Source organism: Luteimonas salinisoli (genome assembly GCF_013425525.1).
Taxonomy (GTDB): Bacteria; Pseudomonadota; Gammaproteobacteria; order Xanthomonadales; family Xanthomonadaceae; genus Luteimonas; species Luteimonas salinisoli.
On the sequence record NZ_JACCKA010000092.1, the window covers coordinates 80,678 to 99,756 of the forward strand.

Genomic DNA, 19,079 nt, shown 5'->3' on the forward strand with positions numbered 1-19,079 from the left:
CTCAGGCCGTCCCCGGGGTCGTTCCGGCCTGCGCCTGCAGGCGCAGGCGGCGCTGCTTCTCGGCGATCAACCGCGGGATGTTGTGCGTCGACGCCAGCACCAGGAAGGCGCCCTCGAGAAAGCCGGCCCGGTGCAGCGCCTCCAGCTCTGCGGCGCCCAGCGCCGCAAGCCGCTGGCGGTCGATGCCGTACAGCCCGGTGAGGTCGATGCTCTGCTCGCCGTCGAGCTTGATCTCCAGCTTCAGCGGCTGGATCAGCCCCATCGCCTCGAACGCCGCGAACATCGCCTTGCCGCCTTCGACCCCATCGTGGATGCCGCGCAGCACCGTGGCGATGCGCTGCAGGTAGGGGCTGTGGCCGCCCTGCGGCTCGAACACCGGTTCGCCCTCCTTGAAACCGACCCGCGGGTGGTCGAGGTCGACGTGGATCACCGGCTCCTGGCGCAGCTCGCTATCCTCCCAGCGCTCCTGGAACCCGATCAGGAACGGGCCTTTCGCGATGTAGCCCGGCAGGTAGGACGCGTTCCAGCGTCCGTCGCCGAGGTACAGGTTTTCCTGTCTGCCGAATCCGAGCACGGCGACCGACTGGTATCCGCCGTCTTCGCGGTCCTTGCGGAAGAAGATCGGATACTCGCGCTGCAGCTCGGCGTACTCGGTGGGGAACGCCGGCACCATGCCGATCTCGTCGCCGAACTCCCGGCCGAAGCGCGTGATCACGCGCAGGTCCTTGTGCGCCACGTTGTTGAGCAGCTCGTATCGCGCCATCTGGATTCCGTCGGAGCGGACTTGCGGGCATGCTGCCACGCAGATCACGTCCTTGAAAGCGGCGGCGCCGCGGGCGGGCCACGCAGGCGATCGCGGCTGTGCGCTGCCCGCCCCGGCACCGCCGGGCCGAAATGTCCTCCGCCGGGATCCCGGGGAGGGCGACATCCCGGGGAGGACGGCCGGGGCCGCCTGCGTGGCGGCCCCGGCACTTGCCGGCGCTCCGGCCCGTGGGCCGGGTTCAGAAGCGGTATCGCAGTGCCGCCATGTAGCGCGGGCTCTGGTCGAGGACCCGGATGACCTGTTTCTCGGAGCGGCCGTGCCAGCGCACATCCTCGCCCGTCAGATTGATCGCCTCGAAGCCGACCGACAGGTGGTCGTTGAAGGCGTAGCTCACGCTCAGGTCGATCTGGTCGTAGGCCTCGACGTAATGCGGATTGCGGTTGGACCCGTTCTGGTTGGCGAGAATCAGGTATTCGTCGCGCCAGTTCCAGGCCAGGCGGGCAGTCCAGCCGAAGTTCTCGTACATCAGCATGAGGTTGGCGGTGTCGCTCAGACCGAGCAGCGCGAACTGTTCGTTCAGGGAGCCGTTGTCGAAACCGACGTCGCCGCTGACGATGGTGTAGTTGGCGTACACCCCGAAGCCGCTGTCGCCGAAGAAGTACTGGCCGCCGATTTCCCAGCCGCGCAGCTTGGCCTTGTTCTGGTTGATCGGACGGTTGACGTCGAACATGTACAGCGGATCGTCGGCTTCGCCGATCAGGTCGTAGCCCGCCTCCATCTCCAGCACCTGGCCCGAACTGCCGTCGTAGGCCGCCAGGCCGCCGGTCTCGCCCGCGTTCCGGAGCATGGCCACCGCCGTGAACAGAGCAGTGTCGTTGGCCGAGCAAGCCGCGTCGACATCGTTGCCCGCGGCTCCCACCTGGGCCGTGCACGCATCGCTCTGCAGGAACGCCAACGCCGCCTGCGCGTCCGGGCCGGCACCCGGGTCGGTGAGGCCGTACAGGTTCTCGCGCACCACGGTATTGCCGATGAAGTTGTCGACGCGCTTGTTCCAGTACGTCACCGAGAAGTAGCTCGACTCGGCGAAGTACCATTCCAGCGCCAGGTCGAGGTTGTCCGACTCCAGCGGCTCCAGAGTGGGCGTCTTGGCGTCGCCGGAGGCGCGGGTCGACGGATTGACCAGGGTGGAACCGGTTGGTGCGTTTACGCCGGGTCCGGCGTAGAGGTCACCGTACGGCGCACGGGCGATGGTCTGGCTGAACGAAGCGCGAGCCTTAAAGTCATCGGTGAGGTCGATGCTGAAATCAACGTTGGGCAGCAGGTAGCTGTAGCTGTTCTCCTCGCTGAACGGAATCACTTCGTCCGATCGGTCGATGCGGTGGTCGTTGTTCGAGGTCCAGACGATCGATTCGGGCACCGTCACCGCCGAAGTCGAGGTCAGATCGGTATCCTCGTAGCGCACGCCGATGCGGGTGTTGGTGGTCATGCCCCCCAACTCGCCGTCCAGCTCCACCTGCAGGTACACCGAGTTGGTCTTCTCCTCGATGTGGTTGTCGGCGGCCAGGCGTGGATCGACGCTGAAATCGGCGGCGTACCCGCTCGATGCCGCCCACTGGCCCAGCGCGGTGGCGTCGCCGTACCACGCCCCCGGCGCTGCGCCCGGGGCGCTGAAGTCGTCGAACATGCCGACGATGCTGATCGGGCTCAGCAGTTCGACCATGCCGGGCTCGTTGCCGGCATTGCCCACGCCCCAGTCGCCCAGAGTGTTGTAGCGCTCGATGTGGTTCTGCCGGGTCATGCTGACCTTGGACGTGTCCACCCCGAAGCGGAAGCGGCCGTTGTCGAAGTCGAACGTGCCGTCCACCCGCGCCTGATCGATCTCGGTGACCTGGCTGAGGGCGTTGACGCGCAGCACCTGCGAGCCCAGCTGCGAGGCCGGGAAGTCCGGGTTGACGACCCCGTTGGTGTCTGCCAGCGCGTCGTCGATGGACGGATACCAGGTCCGCCCGGCGATGGGCAAGCCCTCGTTGAAGCGCATTTCCTGCGCCCAGTTGCCGCCACAGTAGGGGCCGTCGGAGCAGTTGTTGGTGCCGGCCAGGCTGAACCAGGTAGCGCCGCCCCCGGTGACCGGGTCGTTCGGCACACTCTCCGATTCGGTGCGGTGCGCGTCGAACGCGAGCCGGAAGCGGTCGGTGACCTGCCATTCGGCATTGAAGCCCAGCGAGTCGAGCGTGTACTTCTGGTGGTTGGTCTGCTGCTCGTAGCCGAAGTCCTTCAGACCGACCACGTCGCGCAGGTAGACCGGCGTGGCGACTTCCTCGCCGGTGTCGAACTCCAGGTGGCTGAAGCTGTTGCTGCGCTGCAGCCAGATGGTCTGCTCGCCGCGGGTCTCCTTGATCTCGTTGTTCGAGCGGGTGTAGTCGAGAGTGAAGACCAGCGCGTCGGTGGGCGCGAACTGCAGCACGGCCTGGCCGTTGATGCGCTCGCGCTCGTAGTCGGCGAAGGCGTAGCGGATGTCGTTGGGCAGGCCGTAGAGCTGGCCGATCTCCGGCGCGTTGACCAACGTGGCGCCCGGGCGCAGGGACGCGTCGGTGCCGGTCCACTCCTGGATGTTCCAGGTGTTCTCGGTGGCCTGCACCGCACCGCCGTGGCGCTTCTGGTAGCTGGCCGCCAGGCCGATGCCCCAGGTCTTGTCGGGATTGGCGTAGCTGAAGATGCCCGAGACTTCGGGAGTGAAGTCGGTACCGAACGGCTGCGACTCGTCGTAGACGGCCTTGGCGCCGGCACTGGCCACCACCTCGCCGCCGGGGTAGTTGAGCGGGCGCGCGGTCAGGATATTGATGGTGGCGCCGATGCCGCCGCTGGGCACGGTCGCCTGGCCGGTCTTGTAGACCTCGATGCCGCTGATCGCCTCCGAAGCGAGCTGGGCGAAGTTGAACGCCCGGGTTCCCGAGTCGATGCCGCCGATCGGCACCTGGCCGGCCGCGCCGAAGGCGTCGGCGCCCGGGATCTGGCGGCCGTTGAGGGTCACCATGTTGTACTGCGGGCCGAAGCCGCGCGCCGTGACCTGCGCGCCCTCGCCGTCGCGGCGCTCGATCGAAATGCCGGTGATGCGCTGCAGGGATTCGGCCAGGTTGGTGTCGGGAAACTTGCCGATGTCCTCGGCGGAGATCGCGTCCACGATGCCGGACGAATCGCGCCTGACATTCATGGACTGCTCGAGGCTGTTGCGGATGCCGATGACGGTCACCGCATCGAGCGTGGTCGCGTCCGGCGCAGTCTGCGTCTGCGCGCCCTGGGGGTTCTGGGCGGGGTCCTGGGCGTCCTGCGCATAGACGGGGTTGATGACGATCACGCCACCGACGATGGTGAACAGGGCCTTCGACTTGAATCGCTTGAATTTGTCGTGATTCATGGGCGTGCCTGGTTCCTGGATGATTGGGTGGATGTACGCGCGCATCTGGCGCGCGTCATGGCGACACCGGTTTGCGCATCCGCGATCCGGATCGATCGCATGGTGGAATGCCGGTGCTGCCGCGTGCCCGCGCGATCCGGGGCGCGCCGGCGCAACGCCGCGCCGGCGGGCGGACGCGACTACCGGTCAGTAGCGGGTCCGGTGGTGCCGATGCGGATCGACGACCGGATCCGGCACGGCATCGCGCCGTCCGGGGTCCGGTCCGGGTGCCGGCCCGGCCCCACGGTCGTTGGCCCGGGTTTTCGTCTCGGCTGCGGCAACTGCTTCATGATCTCCCTCCCTCGGTTCGGACCGGGTCGCGTGGCCCGGCCGTGTTGTCGTTATCGCTACCTTGCTTGCGGAGCGCATCTGGATCGTGTCGCTCGACGTGCCGGTTCGGCGGCCGCCGCATACGGGCGCCTTCCTCGGCGCGTGCCGCACGGCAGGGCGCGCCGCTCGTGCGCGGTCCCTCGTCGCCCTGCATCCCGCTCGTGTCCCTGCCCCGATTCGGCGCCCGCTGCCCAGCCTGCGCTCGCCAAACGATCGATTCCGCTGTGCGCTCTCCATACGTCCCTCCCTCCCGACGGTGCAATGGCCTGCGTGTCGCGCCCCCGATGACAACGCTGCCATGTGTTACCGCTAACATCACTTTCCTGGTTTGTCCAGCGCGCCGTGCCATGACCCTCTCCAGCGGTTCCGCGCGCGCCGGGCGGGCTGCACGATGCGGGACCGAACGCTCGACCTCGGGCGGCGGACGTCATCCGTCCGGGCTCGATCTCTCCCCGCTGCAAAAGCCGACAACGACGCGATTGATACCGGTGGCATTCGGTTCCGACCGGGACTCGCCGCCGCGCCGCCGCGACCTTGGCCCCGCCGGAACGGGACCGGCCTCGCCGGCCTGCCGGCCGCAAGCGGGAAGTGGAGTGTTGTGCATCGCAGCAGCGATTTCCGCGCGTTTCGGCCACCGACACGCGTCCTGAAAGGGGGCCTCGTGGCCGTTCGCGGCTGCGCGCGACCCGCCGGCAGGAAACTGTCCGGCGGCAGCGTTCCGTCGCCCGAAGCCCGCCCCTGCCCGCTCCGCGGTTCCCTACCGGCGCCGCGCAACGTCCACGCCCCTACGGTCGCAGCGCCCGCCACGCCGCGCGCAGCACCGCCACGGGAAAGCGCGCCCAGATCATCGCGTACACGGCGAGCCGCCGCAGCGCGCCGCGCCGCGGCGCTTCGAACCTGCGAAAATAACGCGTCAGCCCGCGATGCTTGTGCCATTCGACGAACAGCGGCCGGGAACGGCTCGACACGCCTCGCACGTGCACCACACGTACGTCGTTGGCCACCGCGACCATGGCCCCGGCCTGGCGCGCACGCCGGCACAGGTCGAGATCCTCGGCGTGCAGGCGATAGCCGGGATCGAACCCGTCGATGCGTTCGAACAGCGCGCGCGAAAGCAGCATCAGCGCGCCGGAGACCGCCGCCACCGGCTGCAGCGGCAGCGCGGCGTCGAGCGGCACGTCCAGCGAGCGGGCGGAGGATGCGTGCAGCATCGCGGCGAAATCCGGATCCCGGCGCCGGGCGGCACCGTCGCGCACGCCCGCCTCGTCGACCAGGTCGGCGCCGAGCAGCGTCTCGCCGGCGGCCGCCGCCGCGTGCGCGCGCAGCCGCGCCAGCGCATCGGCCTCGGGCAGGCAGTCGGGATTGACGAAGGCCAGCCACGGCGCGTCGCAGTCGCGCGCGCCCTGGTTGCAGGCCACGCCGAAACCGGGATTGTCGGGGTTGGCGATGAAGCGAAGCCTGGGGTCGGCCGCCGCATGGCGCTGCACGATGGCGAGCGTGCCGTCGCGCGAGGCGTTGTCGACCACCCGGATCTGGCCGACGCCCCGCGCGGCGCGCAGCCGCTGCAGGCAGTCGTCGATGGTCGACGCGCTCTGGTAGGTGACGACGACCGCGGCGATGTCCGCGCCGGGTTCCGCGCCAAGCCCGCTCACGCTGGCGCTCCCCCGTCGCCGGACGGCTGCCGCGTGGCGGAGGCGCCGGTGTCCTCGGCGGGGGATTCCGGGAACAGGTCGCGCTGCGGTGACCCGCCTTCCAGGCCCGCCAGGGCGTCCGCCAGGCGCCGCCGCGCATCGTCCAGCGGATCGCGCATCAGGAACCCGGCCAGGCGCGCGTGCCAGTCCGGCCAGCGCGCCGCCAGCGCTTCCATGTCGCCCTCCGCCGGCCCGCCCTCGCCGCCGCCGCGGGCGACGAACGCGGTCTCGCACAGCGCATTGCGCCAGCCCAGGCCAGCCAGGCGCAGCGACAGGTCGATCAGCGCCGCATACCAGGACGCGTAGCTGCTGGCGTCCAGGCCCCCGGCCCTGCGCCGCGCGCTGCCGCGCAGCAGCACCGCATGCCCGACCGCCGCCGGCAGTTCGGCGTGCAGCGGCGGCAGGGTCTCGCAGGCTCGGGCGAGGCCGGCCAGGTCGTCGGGCACCGGGTTGATCTCGCCGATCCGCGGCCAGGCGGCGCTCTCGCCGGCGTTGCACCAGGGCGTGGCGGTGGCGATGGAGGCGTCGCGGGCGAAGCAGGCGACCAGCGCCGCGGCCCAGCCCGGCGCCGGGATCGCGTCCGGCGCCAGCACCAGCACGTCGGCATCGCCGCAGGCGGCCAGCGCCTCGTCCAGGTGCGCAACCTCGCCGATGCCGCGCTGGCGCCGGCTGTAGTCGGCGCGCAGACGGGTCCCGGCCAGCCAGCGCTCGACGATCGCCAAGCCGCGGGGGCCGGCGCGCGCGTCGTCGGCCAACCACACTCGGGTGCCCGCCGGAGTACCGGCATCGAGCGCCGCCAGGCAGGCGTCGAGGGCGTCGTCGTCGGCGCCGAGCGGCAGCAGGACGACCGGCAGATCAGCCATGCGCCGGCGCGCCCGCGGTCATTCTGATCCGGCGGCGGCCCCGGCGGGCCGGGCCGCCTCCTCCGCCCGCTGCTTCTCCAGCGGCTCCATCGCGCGGAAGCGGCGACCGTACTCGTCGGTAAGGCGGCGGGCGTCCAACGGGTTACGCACGATCGTAGGCGTGATCAGAATGATGACTTCGCTGCGGTCGGTCGTGAGCCGCTTCTGGCCGAACAGCGCACCGATGATCGGGATCCGGCTCAGGCCGGGCACCCCTGTCGATGAGTTGGTGACGCCATCGCTGATCAGGCCTGCCAGCATCACGCTCTCGCCGTTCTGCACCGCCGCCTCGGTCTTGAGATAGCGCGTGTCGATGCGCACGTTGCCGTTTTCGTCCGCATCGCCGAGCGGAGAACTCACTTCCTGGGCGATGTCCAGGAACACCATCCCGTCCTGGGTCACCCGTGGGCGCACCTTGAGGATGATGCCGGTGTCCAGGTACTGGACCTGGCTGATCGCGTTGTTGCTGCCGCCGATCGGATTGATCGAGACCGACGACACCGGGATCCGGCTGCCGACGTTGAACTCTGCTTCGGCGTTGTTGCGCACGAAGACCGAAGGCGTCTGCAGCAGCCGCACATCGGTGACGTCGTCGAGGGCGGTGATGATCGCGGCGGCATCGTTCTTGAACAGCGTCCACGACAGGCCGTTGCCATCGCGTCCCCCGATGCTGCCCGCCAGCGTGCTCCAGCTCCGCGGCAGCAGCGGATTGACGTTCAGGTCCAGACTGGGCAAACCGTTGTCCGTCGCCGCCCGCTCGATGAACCAGTTCACGCCGTAACGCAGTTCGTCGGTCAGTGCGACCTCTACCACCTGCGCCTCGATGTGCACCTGCATCGGCATCACGTCGAGCCGCTCGACCACCTCGCGGATCGATTTCCAGGCCTGCGCCGTGGAACGCACCAGCAGGGTATTGGTCTCCTCCACCGCCGAGACGCCGACCTGGGCGCCGTCGACCTCGAGGGTGACGCTGCCCGAGCCGGGGCCGCTGTCGCCGAGCTGCAGCTGGCCGCCGCTGCCGGACCCGCCGGTGCGGCCGCCGGTGGTGCCGCTGCGGCCGGAGTCGCGGCCCTCGCCGCCGATCGCGGCGCTGCTGTCGCGGCCGCCGACCCCGCTGCCGCGGACCTGCGTGGACTGCAGCCCCGGCATCAACGATGCGCTGCCGCCGCCATCGCTGCGCCGCCCGCTGCCGGCGCCGAACACCTCGGCCAGGCGGTCGGCCAGGTCGATGGCCTTGACGTACTTCAGCTCGTAGGAATACAGCCGCGCCTCACCACCGGCGCTGTCGATGCGCTCCAGCCAGCGCTGGATCTCGTCGAGGTAGGAAGGCTGCGAGGTGATCACCATCACCGCATTGGCGCCCTCCAGCGGCATGAAGCGGAACATCCCCGAGACCGGCGAACCGCTGTCCTCGCCGAACACCTGCTCCAGGTCGCCCACCACCTGCGCAGCGCTGCCCGAGTCGATCGGGAACACGCCCACCGACATGCCCGACAGCCAGTCGACGTCGAAGATCTCGATGGTGCGCAGGTAGTTCTGGAGTTCGGCGCGGCTGCCCGAGACCGTGATCACGTTGCGGGCGTTGTCGACGCCGACGATGGCGTCCGGACGCGCGTACGGCTCGAGCACCTTCTCCATCTCGGTGGCGGAGATGTAGCGCAGCGGCACCGCCCGCACCTCGAACCCGCGGGCGCCGGTGGCGGTGCCGGTGCGCGGCGCCACCGTGCCGGTGGCGACCGCGCCGTCCGCCGGCACGATGTTGTAGCGGCCATCGCTGTAGATCATCCGCGCGTTGTTCCAGGCCAGCACCATCTCCAGCAGGCTCAGCGCCTGCGCCGGGCTGACCGGCCGCGGCGTACCCACGGTCACCGTGCCCTGGACCTCGGGGGCGATGACGTAGTTCTGGCCGAGCATGTCGCCGAGGATCGCCTTGGCCACGGCGTGTACCGATTCGCCCTCGAAATTGAACTGCGCCGAGCCGGTGGTGCCGCCGATGCCCGGCGGCGCAGAGGCCGCGGCGCTCTGGTTGATCACCTGGCCCGTGCCGCGGCGGATCTGCGCCCGCGGCAATCCGTCCTCCTCCTCCAGCGGCGCGCCCTGCGCGCCGCCGGGCGGCGCTCCCGCCGACGCGCCCCCGTCGCGGCGCACGTCCGGCGCCGGCACCGTAGCGCAGGCGACGAGGAGGGTGGCGAGGAGGGCGGCGATCGACGCCTTGATCGGAGAAAGAAGCTTCATTGCATGCACTCTACGGGTTCTGCTGCTGGCCTGCCGCCTGCTGCTGCGCCTCCTGGCGCAGCCGCGCGCGGCGGGCCTCGATGCGTTTGCGGATCGCCTCGGCCTGCGCAGCCGGGGTGATTTCCTCGGTGGTCGCGGGGCCGTCCGCCTCGGCCGCGGCGTCGAGCTGCTGCGGTTGCGCCGCAGGCTGCGCGGGCACGGCTGCGGCCGGCGGCGCGGGAAGGCGCCTGGAGCCGCCGCCATTGCCGGCGCTCGCTTCGCGAACCACCGGCGTCGGCGGCTCGCCGCCGACGCCGTCGAACACCCGCAACTCCAACGCACGCTCGCCCTCGGGACCGGCGAACACGGCGCTGCGCGGCCCGACCGAGGTCAGCGACCAGGCCGGCGCGGTGCGCGGCGACTCGCCCACCTTGATCCGCAACGCCTCGCCGCCCCCGCGCGGCTGCACGATGGCCATCTCCAGGCCGGGAGTGATCATCACGCTGGTGAGCACCACGTCGAACTCGCCCGGCCCCTCCTCGCCCTCGCCCTGGGGGTCGAGGAAGAATGGCCGGTGCCGGCGGTCGGCGGCGAACAGCGGGCGCTCGCCGATCTCGGCGTACTGCGGCAGCGGACCGAGCCGCTCTTCGGCGCCGGCGCTCCCCTGCGGCAGCGGCTGTAGCAGCGCCGGGTCCTCCGGCAACGTCGCGACGCGGCCGCCCAGGCCGAACAGCGCCAGCAGCCAGACGCATACGGCCCACAGCGCCACAGCGGCGAGCAGGCGGGTGCGGGCGCCGGCGCCGTCAGCGCGCATCGGCACGGCCCGGCGGCGGCTGCAGGTAGCCGTACAGGTCGAAGCTCACGTCCAGGCCCACGCCCTGGCCGGCCTGCTCCGCGGCCATGTAGTGCGCCTGCGAGAGGATGTTGAGATTGTCGACGAACAGCCGCGGGCTGCCGCTCTCCAGCGCGTGCAGCACCGCCGCCAGCTCCGGGCTGCCGCAGCGCACGCGCGCCTGCACCACCACCCGCGGGAAGCGCTGCGCGCGCACGTCGTTGAGCGGCGAGCGGTTGATGATCGCGCAACTGCGGTTGCCCGGGCTGGCCTCGGCGACCGCGGTCTCGAGCCGCTGCACCAGCGCCGCGGTGGCGAGTTCCGGGCTGCGCTCGGGCAGGAAGCCCGGCAGCCGCGCCACCTGTTCGCGGAAGGCCTCGGTGCGCTCGCGCAGCTCCGGCGCCTGCGACAGTGCCATCCGCGCCCGCAGGTCGCGCTGCTGGAGGGTGTCGATGCGCGCGCCCAGCTCGCGCATCGGCACCGTCCACCACGGATGCACCAGCAGCAGGTAGCCCAGCGCCAGCACCGCCAGCAGGATCGCCAGCGCCAGCCAGCGTTCGCGCTCAGGGATCGCGCGGCGCATCGGCACCTCCGGTCCCGCCGGCCGCGGCGGGCTGGTCGACCGCGATCTCGGCGGTCAGGGTGAAGCGATCGCGGCGGGTGCGCGGATCGGGCTGCACCGCGCCGGTCAGCGCCGGCGAGCGCCACAGCGCGGACTCTTCCAGCTGGCCGATCAGCGCGGAGGCCTCGCTGCTCAGGCCGATCAGCAGCATGCGCTCGTTCTCGATCGCCAGCTTTTCCAGGTAGGTACTGTCGGGCAGGCGCCGGCTGAGCTCGTCGAGCAGCTCGACCATGGTCGGCCGCGCCGCGCGCGCCTGCTCGAGATGGCGCATGCCCTCGATCAGGTCGTCGAGCTGCTGGCGCTGCGCCGAGGCCGCGCGCGCCTGTTCGATTCGCGGCAGCGAGGCCTGCTCGAAGGCGTCGGCGGCGGCGCGGCGGTTTTCCAGCACCTGCCACAGCGCCGCGGCGGTGGCGAGCAGCGCGACCGCCGCCAGGGCCAGGTTCCAGCGCTGCCACGGGTCGGCGCGCCGGTACCGGCGCGTCTCGGGCAGCAGGTTGACGCCGAGGGGCTCGCCCTCGCCGTCGTCGAGATCCACCCCCGCCAGCCCGTCCGCCGGCGGCCCCAGAGCGGCGAGCGCCGCATCCACCGCGCTGCGCGGCGCCACCACCAGCTCGACCTCGAGCTGGCCGTCGGCACGACGTTCCAGCAGCCGTGCATCGAAGCAGACGTCGGCTGCCGCGAACGGCGTCTGGCGGTCGATCTCGAAGCCCAGCACCTCGCGCAGGCGCTCCGCCGCCGCGCCCGGCACCAGCATGCGCCGGCGCAGGCCGGCGACGGCCGTCAGTACCAGCCAGCGCGGCAGTTCGGCCACCTGCGGCCGCAGCACCCGGGCCAGCGGCTCCTCCGCCGGAGCCGCCGCCGCGGCCCAGGGCAGTTCGGCAAGAAGGCGCGCCTGGCCGCCGCGTTCCAGCAGCAGCGCCAGCGATCCGCCGCGCAGGCGCAGCAGCAGCCGCTGCTCGACCAGGCCGAGCAGCTCGCGCAGGCGCAGCGGCAACCAGGCCAGCAGCGCCTGGGTCCACCACGACCAGAATCCGTGGACGCCGGGACGCAGCCGCCCGCCGACGCGCCCGAAGCGCTGGCGGAGCGAGATGCGCGCAGCGATGTGGTCGGCGTCAGCCATCAGGTGCCGAGGTCCCCTCCTTCCAGCGCAACGGCGTATAGGCCGCCCCGGGGAGACCGTTGCCGCCCGCGCGCACCACCACCTGCAGGACCGCGTCGCGGCCGTCCGGCAGCCGCGCGCGACTGTCGATACTATACGTGCCGCTGCCCGCACCGCCGAGTTCGGCGGCGAGCCCCGTTTCAGGCGCCATTCCGCGCTGTTCCAGCAGCGGACCGGCCTCGAGCCCCATCGCCTCCAGCACCTCGGCACCGGCATAGCGCTGGTCGGGCATGGCCTGGCCGCTGTGCACGGTGACGTGATCGCGCAGAGCGGCGACCCGTTCCGGGGGCATCCCCAGCACCAGTTCCAACTCGGCGATGCTCTCGAACGGCGCGTCCTTGGCTCCGTACGGCAGCCCTGCCGCCGCGTACTGCGGGTCCTCGGCTGCGCCCAGCGGCTGGCCGAGATCGTCGGGATCGCGCCAGTCCAGGATCGCGCCGGCCAGCGCCTCGGCCTGGGCGGAATCGGCGCCGACCACCCGCAGCAGCGCCGCCAGCAGCGGCTGCTCGGCGGCGTTCAAGTCGACCTTGCCGGTCTCGTCGACGATCCGCACGCGCAGTTGCGCATCGGCGAACGTCCAGGCGTACTCGCGGCCGTCGGGAAGCCAGCGCGTCGCGGGATCCCGATCGGCCAGCCGCGCCACCGCGTATTCGAGGCCGGCGCGCGCCGCCTCGCCACCGGCCGCGCCGCGGTGGAGCACCCGGCCCTGCATGTGCTCGACCCTGGCCGAGAGCGCAAACGCGCCGACGAGCGCGGTCAGCAGGGCCACCAGCCACAGCACCAGCAGCAGCGCCGCGCCCCGGCAACGGGCCGCGCTCACGGCACCGCCCCCTGCAGCGCGTCCTCGCCGATGCGGCCGTCGCCCTGCGGCAGCGCCACCACCAGTACCGGCCAGGCGCCGTCGCGCTCGCCCTCCACCTCCACCCGTACCTGCAGCGGCAGCTGCATGCCGGCGTCCCAGCGCTCGAGCCATCCGCTCGGGCGGCCGTCGGGGCCGAGCCCGCGGTAGCTGAAGCGCACCGAGGCCAGTCCGGCGGCCAGCGGCTCCGGCGGGCGGGCGTCGCGTTCCTCGATGGCCTCGCCGGCCAGCACCGTGGCGAAGCCCACCTCCAGGCGCTGCAGCCCGTCGCCGTCGCGCGCCACGCCGATATCGTGCAGCGCCGGCCCGCCGCGGCCGAGATAGTTCGGCAGGTCGGCGACGAAGCGCATCCGTTGCGGCTCGCCGAGGAAGCGCACCGGCGCGCCTGTGCGCTCGTCGACGGCGAAGGCCATCGGCTGCGCGGACACCAGGCGCCGACGCAGGAAACCTTCGGCGGCACGGATCCGCTCGCTGCGCTGCGCCAGGTCCTCGCCGCGCTCCACCGTGGCGGTGGCGGCGCGCAGGGTGGCGAACGCGAGCGCGAGGCCGGCCGCCAGCAGCACGGTGGCCAGCAGCACCTCGATCAGGGTGAAGCCCCGCTCCCGCGAACTTCCCGCCCCTCTACTAATGAGGCCGTCGGCACGGCTTACACAAGTGAATCCCCCACGCAAACCGCTCTTGGGCTCCCGCGAACTTACCGCCCCTCCACGAATGAGGCCGTCGCCGCGCTCCCGCGAACTCGCCGCTCCTGCACGAACGAGGCCGTCGCCGCGCTCCCGCGAATCCATCGTCTCCGCATCAATGAGGCCGTCGCCACGGCATACGCCCTCCAATCGCCCACAAAATAGAAAGACGTTTCCCGGCGCCCGCCCATCCAGCCCGATCGCCCCCGGCCAACGACCACGCCCACACCCGGCGCCCCACGACCTCACAGATCCACCCCGCTCTCGACATCCGGCTGCACCAGCCGCAGCGAGTGCAGCTCCAGGCGCTCTCCCGCAGCCTCGCCCCAGGCGACGGTGAGCCGCAGCGCCAGCATCCGCGGCGCGAACGGATCGACCAGCGCCGGGGGCGGAAGCTCCGGATCGACGTACGGCTCGACCTCGAGGACCCACCGGTAGCGGCCGTCCTCCAGCGCACCGTCGCTGCGCCCCGGCTGCAGCACCTCGCCGACCCCGACCTGCGCCAGCAGCGACTGCGCATGCAGCGCGGCGCGTCCGGCATCGGCCGACCAGCGCACCTGGCGGGTGGCGCCGGACAGCGTCCCCAGCAGCAGCGTGAGCGCCAGCGCAAGGACGGCGAACGCCACCAGCACCTCGATGAGCGTATAGCCCCGCTCCCGCGACCCGCGCACCCGCGAACCCACCGCCCCCACACCAACGAGGCCGTCGCCACGGCTGACGACAGCGAATGGCCCGCGAGCGCCGCTGTTGGGCTCCCGCGCGTCCACCAACGCGGCACCAACGTGACAGCCACCGCATGCGACCGCGGCCAAGCCGCGCTTCATGGCCGCCCCTCCGCCCGATGCATCCGCACCTCGCCGGTCAGCCAGGCCACGTCGACGTTCCAGCCGGCGCTGCCGGACTGGAGCCGCACCCGGCCGCCGGTGGACGCGCCGTCGTCGAAGAACACGATCGCGCCCTCGCCCTCGCGCGGCTGTACCTCGCGTGCACCGGTGAAGACGATCTCCAGCTTCTTCGGAATGCTGCCGCTGCGCCCACCGGGCGCGCGCCAGCTGTGCGCGACCGGATCGATCGCGAATTCCTGCGGGGCGCCGGTGGCGAGGGCGTGGGCGCGGGTGTAGCGCAGGTTGGCGGCGATCTCCTTCGCGCTCGAGCGCAGCTGGATGCGCTCGATGCCACCGCCGAGCGCACCCACGGCCAGCAGGCTGGCCACGGCGATCAGCGCCACCACCACCAGCACTTCCAGCAGCGAGAAACCGCGCGCCGCCGGGTTACCGGCGAAGCCGGTCGCGCATCGCCGCGCCGCCATGGCCTTCATGCATCCGCCACCGGCTATTCGTAGCGGATGTCGGCGTTGACGCTGTCGCCGCCGGGGCTGCGGTCGGCGCCGTAGCTGACGATGTCGAAAGGACCGCCCTGGCCCGGCACGCGATACTCGAACGGCGTGCCCCAGGGATCGTTGAGCTCGGCCTGCTTCGCGTACGGTCCGAGCCAGCCGCCGGCATTGCCGGGCTGGGTCACCAGGTCGTCGAGACTCGAGGGAAGGCTGCCGGTGTCCATCTGGTAGCTCTGCACCTTCTCGGCGAGGGTCTGCACCTGCGCCTTGGCGAGGTTGACCCGGGCCCGGTCGCCGCCGCCGAGGATACGGGTGGCGGCGAAGGCGACGATGCCGCCGATCAGCACCACCACCAGAATGATCTCGATCAGGCTGAAGCCCCGCTCCCGCGAACGCACCAACCTTGCATCAACGATGCCGTCGGCACGGGCTGTGCCAGTGAATTGCCGAGCTGTACCGCCTGTCGGTTGCAGCACCTTTCCCGACGAGGCGGGAACTGGGCCGTCGCCACGGCTTGCAGCAATGAATCGCCGGGCCGTAGTGCCTTCCGCCTGCCGCACCGTTCGGGTGCGGACGGGCCCGGCGCCGGGACTCGCCTGAAGGAATCGCCCACGACCATCGCCGCACGCCACGGAAGGAGAAACACCCCAGCCGGAACCCCGGCAACCACGATAAGAATTCATGCAATCAGCCTATGACGTTGGTGAGGTCGTAGATCGGGATCAGCACGGCGAGGATCACCACCATGACGATGCCCGCCAGCAACAGGGTCACCACCGGCACAAGCGCCGCCAGCATGCGGTCCAGCGCCTGCGCGGTTTCCTGTTCGAAGGTGTCGGCGGTCTTGAGGAGCATCGCGTCGAGCGCGCCGGATTCCTCGCCGACCTGGATCATCTGCAGCGCCAGCCGCGGAAAGCGCTTGCCGCGCCCCAGCGCGGCGGCCAGCCCGGCGCCGCCCTTCACCTCTTCGGCCGCGGCCTCGACGTCGGCGGCGAGGGCGCGGTTGCCCAGCACGTTGCGGCCGATGCCCAGCGCCGCCAGCAGCGGCACGCCGTTGCGCAGCAGGGTGCCGAGGGTACGCGCCAGCCGCGCGGTCTCCAGCCGCGCCACCAGCGGCCCGGCGAAGCGCACGCCGAGCAGCCAGGCATCGAAGCGCGCACGCACCGCCGGGTCGCGCAGGCGGCGGTCGAACCACCACAGCGCCAGCGCCGGGACCACCAGCAGCAGGATCCACCAGTCGCGCACGAACAGGCCGATCCCGAGCACCACCTGCGAGAACAGCGGCAGCTCGGCGTCGAGACTGTCGTACATCGCCCCGAACTGCGGCACCACGTAGCCGAGCAGGAACAGCAGCGACAGGCCGACCATCGCCAGCAGGATGATCGGGTAGATCAGCGCGTTGATCACCCGCCCGCGCAATGCCCGGCTGCGCTCGAGATAGTCGGCCAGGCGCTGCAGGGTCTCGTGCAGGCTGCCGCCGGCCTCGCCGGCGCGCACCATGTTGATGTACAGGCGGGAGAACGTGCCGTGCTGGCGCTCCAGCGCCGCCGACAGCGGGCTGCCGCCGCGCACCGCGTCGCGGATCTCGGTGATGGTGCGCCTGGCGGTCGCATCCTCCGGCAGATCCAGCAGGATGCCCAGGGCGCGGTCCAGCGGCTGTCCGGCGGCGAGCAGCGTGGCCAGCTGCTGGGTGAACTGCACCAGACGCTGCCCGGAGAACGGCTTCGGCCGGAACAGCGTCCGCCAGGCCGGCTCGCCGCCGCCCTCGCTCGCCAGCCGCGCTTCCACCGGCAGGTGGCCCTGCTCCTGCAGGCGCTGCACCACCTCGCCGTCGCTGGCGGCCTCCATCTGGCCGTCCAGCGTCTCGCCGCGGGCGTTGAGCGCCTTGTAGCGGTAGAGGGGCATCAGAGCCGGGAATGGAGAATCGGGAATGGAGAATGGAAAAGGACGGAACGCCGCGGGCCAGGAACGAGCGGCCCGATTCCGCAGGGCGCTTCTCCGACTCCCGATTCACGATTCACGATTCCCGGCCTCATGCGTCCTCCGTTACCCGCAGTACTTCCTCGATCGTGGTCACGCCGGCGAGCGCCTTGATGATGCCGTCCTCGTACATGGTGCGCATGCCGGCGTCGCGGGCGATGCGCTCCAGCTCGCCCATGCCGGCATGGCGCATCACCGCGCGGCGCAGTTCGTCGTTCATCACCAGGAACTCGACGATCGTGGTGCGCCCGAGATAGCCCGTGGCGGCCAGTTCCGAGGGCCGGGGCCGGTACAGGAAGATCTCGCCCTGCGGCTGGAACCGACGCAGATCGAACTTCTCGATCTCCTCCGGCGAGGCCGGATAGCGCTCGGCGTGCTCCGGCTCCAGCCGCCGCACCAGGCGCTGGGCGAGGATGCCGTTGACGGTGGAGGTGAGCAGGTAGTCCTCCACGCCCATGTCGAGCATGCGGGTGATCCCGCCGGCGGCGTTGTTGGTGTGCAGGGTCGACAGCACCAGGTGGCCGGTGAGCGCCGACTGGATGGCGATGCGCGCGGTTTCCAGGTCGCGCATCTCGCCGATCATGATGATGTCCGGGTCCTGGCGCACGATGCTGCGCAGGGCGCTGGCGAAGTCCAGGCCGATCTGCGGCTTGGCCTGGATCTGGTTGATGCCCTCGATCTGGTACTCGACCGGGTCCTCGACGGTGATGATCTTGACGCTGGCGGTGTTGAGCCTGGAAAGCGCCGTGTACAGCGTGGTGGTCTTGCCCGAGCCGGTCGGCCCGGTGACCAGCAGGATGCCGTGCGGCTGCTCGAGCACGCGCTGGAACTGCGGCAGGAACTCGTCGGTGAAGCCGAGCCGGTGGAAGTCGAACACCACGGTCTCGCGGTCGAGCAGGCGCATCACCACCGACTCGCCGTGCGCGGTGGGCACGGTGGACACGCGCAGGTCCAGTTCCTTGCCCTGCACCCGCAGCATGATGCGGCCGTCCTGCGGCAGCCGACGTTCGGCGATGTTGAGCTTGGCCATGATCTTGACGCGGCTGATCACCGCTGCGGTGAGGTTGGAGGGCGGGCTCTCGCCTTCCTCCAGCACGCCGTCGATGCGGTAGCGCACCTTGAGCCGGTTCTCGAACGGCTCGATGTGGATGTCCGAGGCGCGCAGCTCCACCGCGCGCTGGATCACCAGGTTGACCAGGCGGATCACCGGCGCCTCCGACGCCAGGTCGCGCAGGTGCTCGACATCGTCGGCGTCGCCGCCGCCCTCGCCATCGGCGGTCTCGACGATCGCGCCCATGGCGCTGCGACCCTGGCCGTACCAGCGTTCCACCAGGTCGTCGATCTCCGAACGCAGACCGACCACCGGCTGGATCCGGCAGCCGGCCGCCAGGCGCACGGCGTCGATCGCGTAGCCGTCGTGCGGATCCGCCATCCACACCGCCAGCCGGTCGCCGCGCATGTCCAGCGGGCAAAGATGGAACTGGCGCAGGAAGCGCGCCGACAGCTGCGGGGCGTCCTCGACCAGTTCGGGGGGCGCCTCGGGCACGTCCTTCGCGGCCAGCAGCGGCAGCGTCAGCACTTCCGCGCAGGATTCGGCGTGGTCGCGCTCGGACACCAGCCCCAGGCGTCCCAGCAGCGCGAGCAGGCTGCCGCCGGACTCCGCGTGCAGGCGCCGCGCGCGGCCGAGATCGGCATCCTTCAGCCGGCCTCGCCCGACCAGCGCGGCGATCACCCGCTCTTCGGCCGGGAGCTCGTCGGGGGCAGGCTCGCTGCGGGCTTCGAGCGTCGCGTTCACGCTTCGGCGATCCTTGGCTGCTTGGTCGAATCCGGAGGCCGACTGTAGCAGTTCGAATCCCGCGTCGCAGGCGCGCGGATGAACGGAGAAGACCTCAGGCGCGGCGCCCCTCGCGCAGCCGCGGCCGCGGGGCCGGCGGCCCGGCGTCGACGCTGGCGCAAGCAAAAAACCCCGGCCGAAGCCGGGGTTCCTGCGACAGCCGGGGACGGAGGTCTCCGGTCAGTTGTGCCGCGCCTGCAGGGTCACGTTGCTGTACGCGCGCTCGCCGTACAGCTTGATGTAGTACACGCCTGCCGCAGGGCCGTTGATGCGGATCGTCTCGCTGTTGCCCGGACGGGTCGAGTTCCAGTCGCCGGCACCGGCGTCCGGTTCCTCGTCCAGGCTGACGTGCAGCGACACGTCGCCGCTGCCGCCGCTGGTGGTGATGCTCAACGGGCCGTTCACGCCCGCCGGCACCTC

The 19,079-nt window shown here is 71.3% G+C and carries 16 protein-coding genes; all 16 read right to left on the reverse strand.

Annotated elements, in window-relative coordinates:
- Position 1: 1 nt before the first annotated feature.
- Positions 2-763, reverse strand: coding sequence for a SapC family protein (locus tag H0E84_RS18670; RefSeq protein ID WP_180680165.1), 762 nt, complete (start codon positions 761-763; stop codon positions 2-4).
- A gap of 238 nt (positions 764-1,001) precedes the next feature.
- Positions 1,002-4,178, reverse strand: a complete 3,177-nt coding sequence (locus tag H0E84_RS18675; protein WP_180680166.1) for a TonB-dependent receptor — start codon at positions 4,176-4,178, stop codon at positions 1,002-1,004.
- 1,154 nt (positions 4,179-5,332) lie between these two features.
- Entirely contained in the window at positions 5,333-6,199 is an 867-nt protein-coding gene (locus tag H0E84_RS18680; RefSeq protein WP_345776349.1) for a glycosyltransferase family 2 protein, read from the reverse strand.
- Positions 6,196-7,101: a glycosyltransferase family 2 protein gene (locus H0E84_RS18685; protein WP_257644300.1), complete on the reverse strand. Its 906-nt coding sequence runs from the start codon at positions 7,099-7,101 to the stop codon at positions 6,196-6,198. Before H0E84_RS18685 ends, H0E84_RS18680 begins: the two co-directional genes overlap by 4 nt.
- 18 nt (positions 7,102-7,119) lie before the next feature.
- Entirely contained in the window at positions 7,120-9,375 is a 2,256-nt protein-coding gene (gene gspD, locus H0E84_RS18690; protein WP_180680167.1) for a type II secretion system secretin GspD, read from the reverse strand.
- 10 nt (positions 9,376-9,385) lie between these two features.
- Positions 9,386-10,168, reverse strand: coding sequence for a general secretion pathway protein GspN (locus H0E84_RS18695; protein ID WP_180680168.1), 783 nt, complete (start codon positions 10,166-10,168; stop codon positions 9,386-9,388).
- Positions 10,158-10,769, reverse strand: coding sequence for a type II secretion system protein GspM (gene gspM, locus H0E84_RS18700; RefSeq protein ID WP_180680169.1), 612 nt, complete (start codon positions 10,767-10,769; stop codon positions 10,158-10,160). Before gspM ends, H0E84_RS18695 begins: the two co-directional genes overlap by 11 nt.
- A complete protein-coding gene (locus tag H0E84_RS18705; protein ID WP_180680170.1) occupies positions 10,750-11,928 on the reverse strand; it encodes a PilN domain-containing protein in 1,179 nt (392 codons plus the stop codon). Before H0E84_RS18705 ends, gspM begins: the two co-directional genes overlap by 20 nt.
- On the reverse strand, positions 11,921-12,787 hold the full coding sequence (locus H0E84_RS18710; protein ID WP_180680171.1) for a type II secretion system protein GspK: 867 nt from the start codon (positions 12,785-12,787) through the stop codon (positions 11,921-11,923). Before H0E84_RS18710 ends, H0E84_RS18705 begins: the two co-directional genes overlap by 8 nt.
- Positions 12,784-13,455, reverse strand: coding sequence for a prepilin-type N-terminal cleavage/methylation domain-containing protein (locus tag H0E84_RS18715; protein ID WP_345776352.1), 672 nt, complete (start codon positions 13,453-13,455; stop codon positions 12,784-12,786). The genes H0E84_RS18710 and H0E84_RS18715 overlap by 4 nt, the downstream gene beginning before the upstream one ends.
- Positions 13,456-13,754: 299 nt before the next feature.
- Positions 13,755-14,180, reverse strand: coding sequence for a type II secretion system protein XpsI (gene xpsI, locus H0E84_RS18720; RefSeq protein WP_345776350.1), 426 nt, complete (start codon positions 14,178-14,180; stop codon positions 13,755-13,757).
- A gap of 149 nt (positions 14,181-14,329) precedes the next feature.
- Positions 14,330-14,827, reverse strand: coding sequence for a type II secretion system protein XpsH (xpsH, locus tag H0E84_RS18725; RefSeq protein WP_180680174.1), 498 nt, complete (start codon positions 14,825-14,827; stop codon positions 14,330-14,332).
- A gap of 14 nt (positions 14,828-14,841) precedes the next feature.
- A complete protein-coding gene (gene gspG / locus H0E84_RS20585) occupies positions 14,842-15,246 on the reverse strand; it encodes a type II secretion system major pseudopilin GspG (RefSeq protein ID WP_257644302.1) in 405 nt (134 codons plus the stop codon).
- 286 nt (positions 15,247-15,532) lie between these two features.
- A complete protein-coding gene (xpsF, locus tag H0E84_RS18735) occupies positions 15,533-16,750 on the reverse strand; it encodes a type II secretion system protein XpsF (protein ID WP_180680176.1) in 1,218 nt (405 codons plus the stop codon).
- A gap of 127 nt (positions 16,751-16,877) precedes the next feature.
- On the reverse strand, positions 16,878-18,620 hold the full coding sequence (gspE, locus tag H0E84_RS18740; protein ID WP_180680177.1) for a type II secretion system ATPase GspE: 1,743 nt from the start codon (positions 18,618-18,620) through the stop codon (positions 16,878-16,880).
- A gap of 219 nt (positions 18,621-18,839) precedes the next feature.
- Positions 18,840-19,079, reverse strand: a 240-nt coding sequence (locus H0E84_RS18745; protein WP_180680178.1) for a PPC domain-containing protein, incomplete at its 5' end; no start/stop codon positions are given.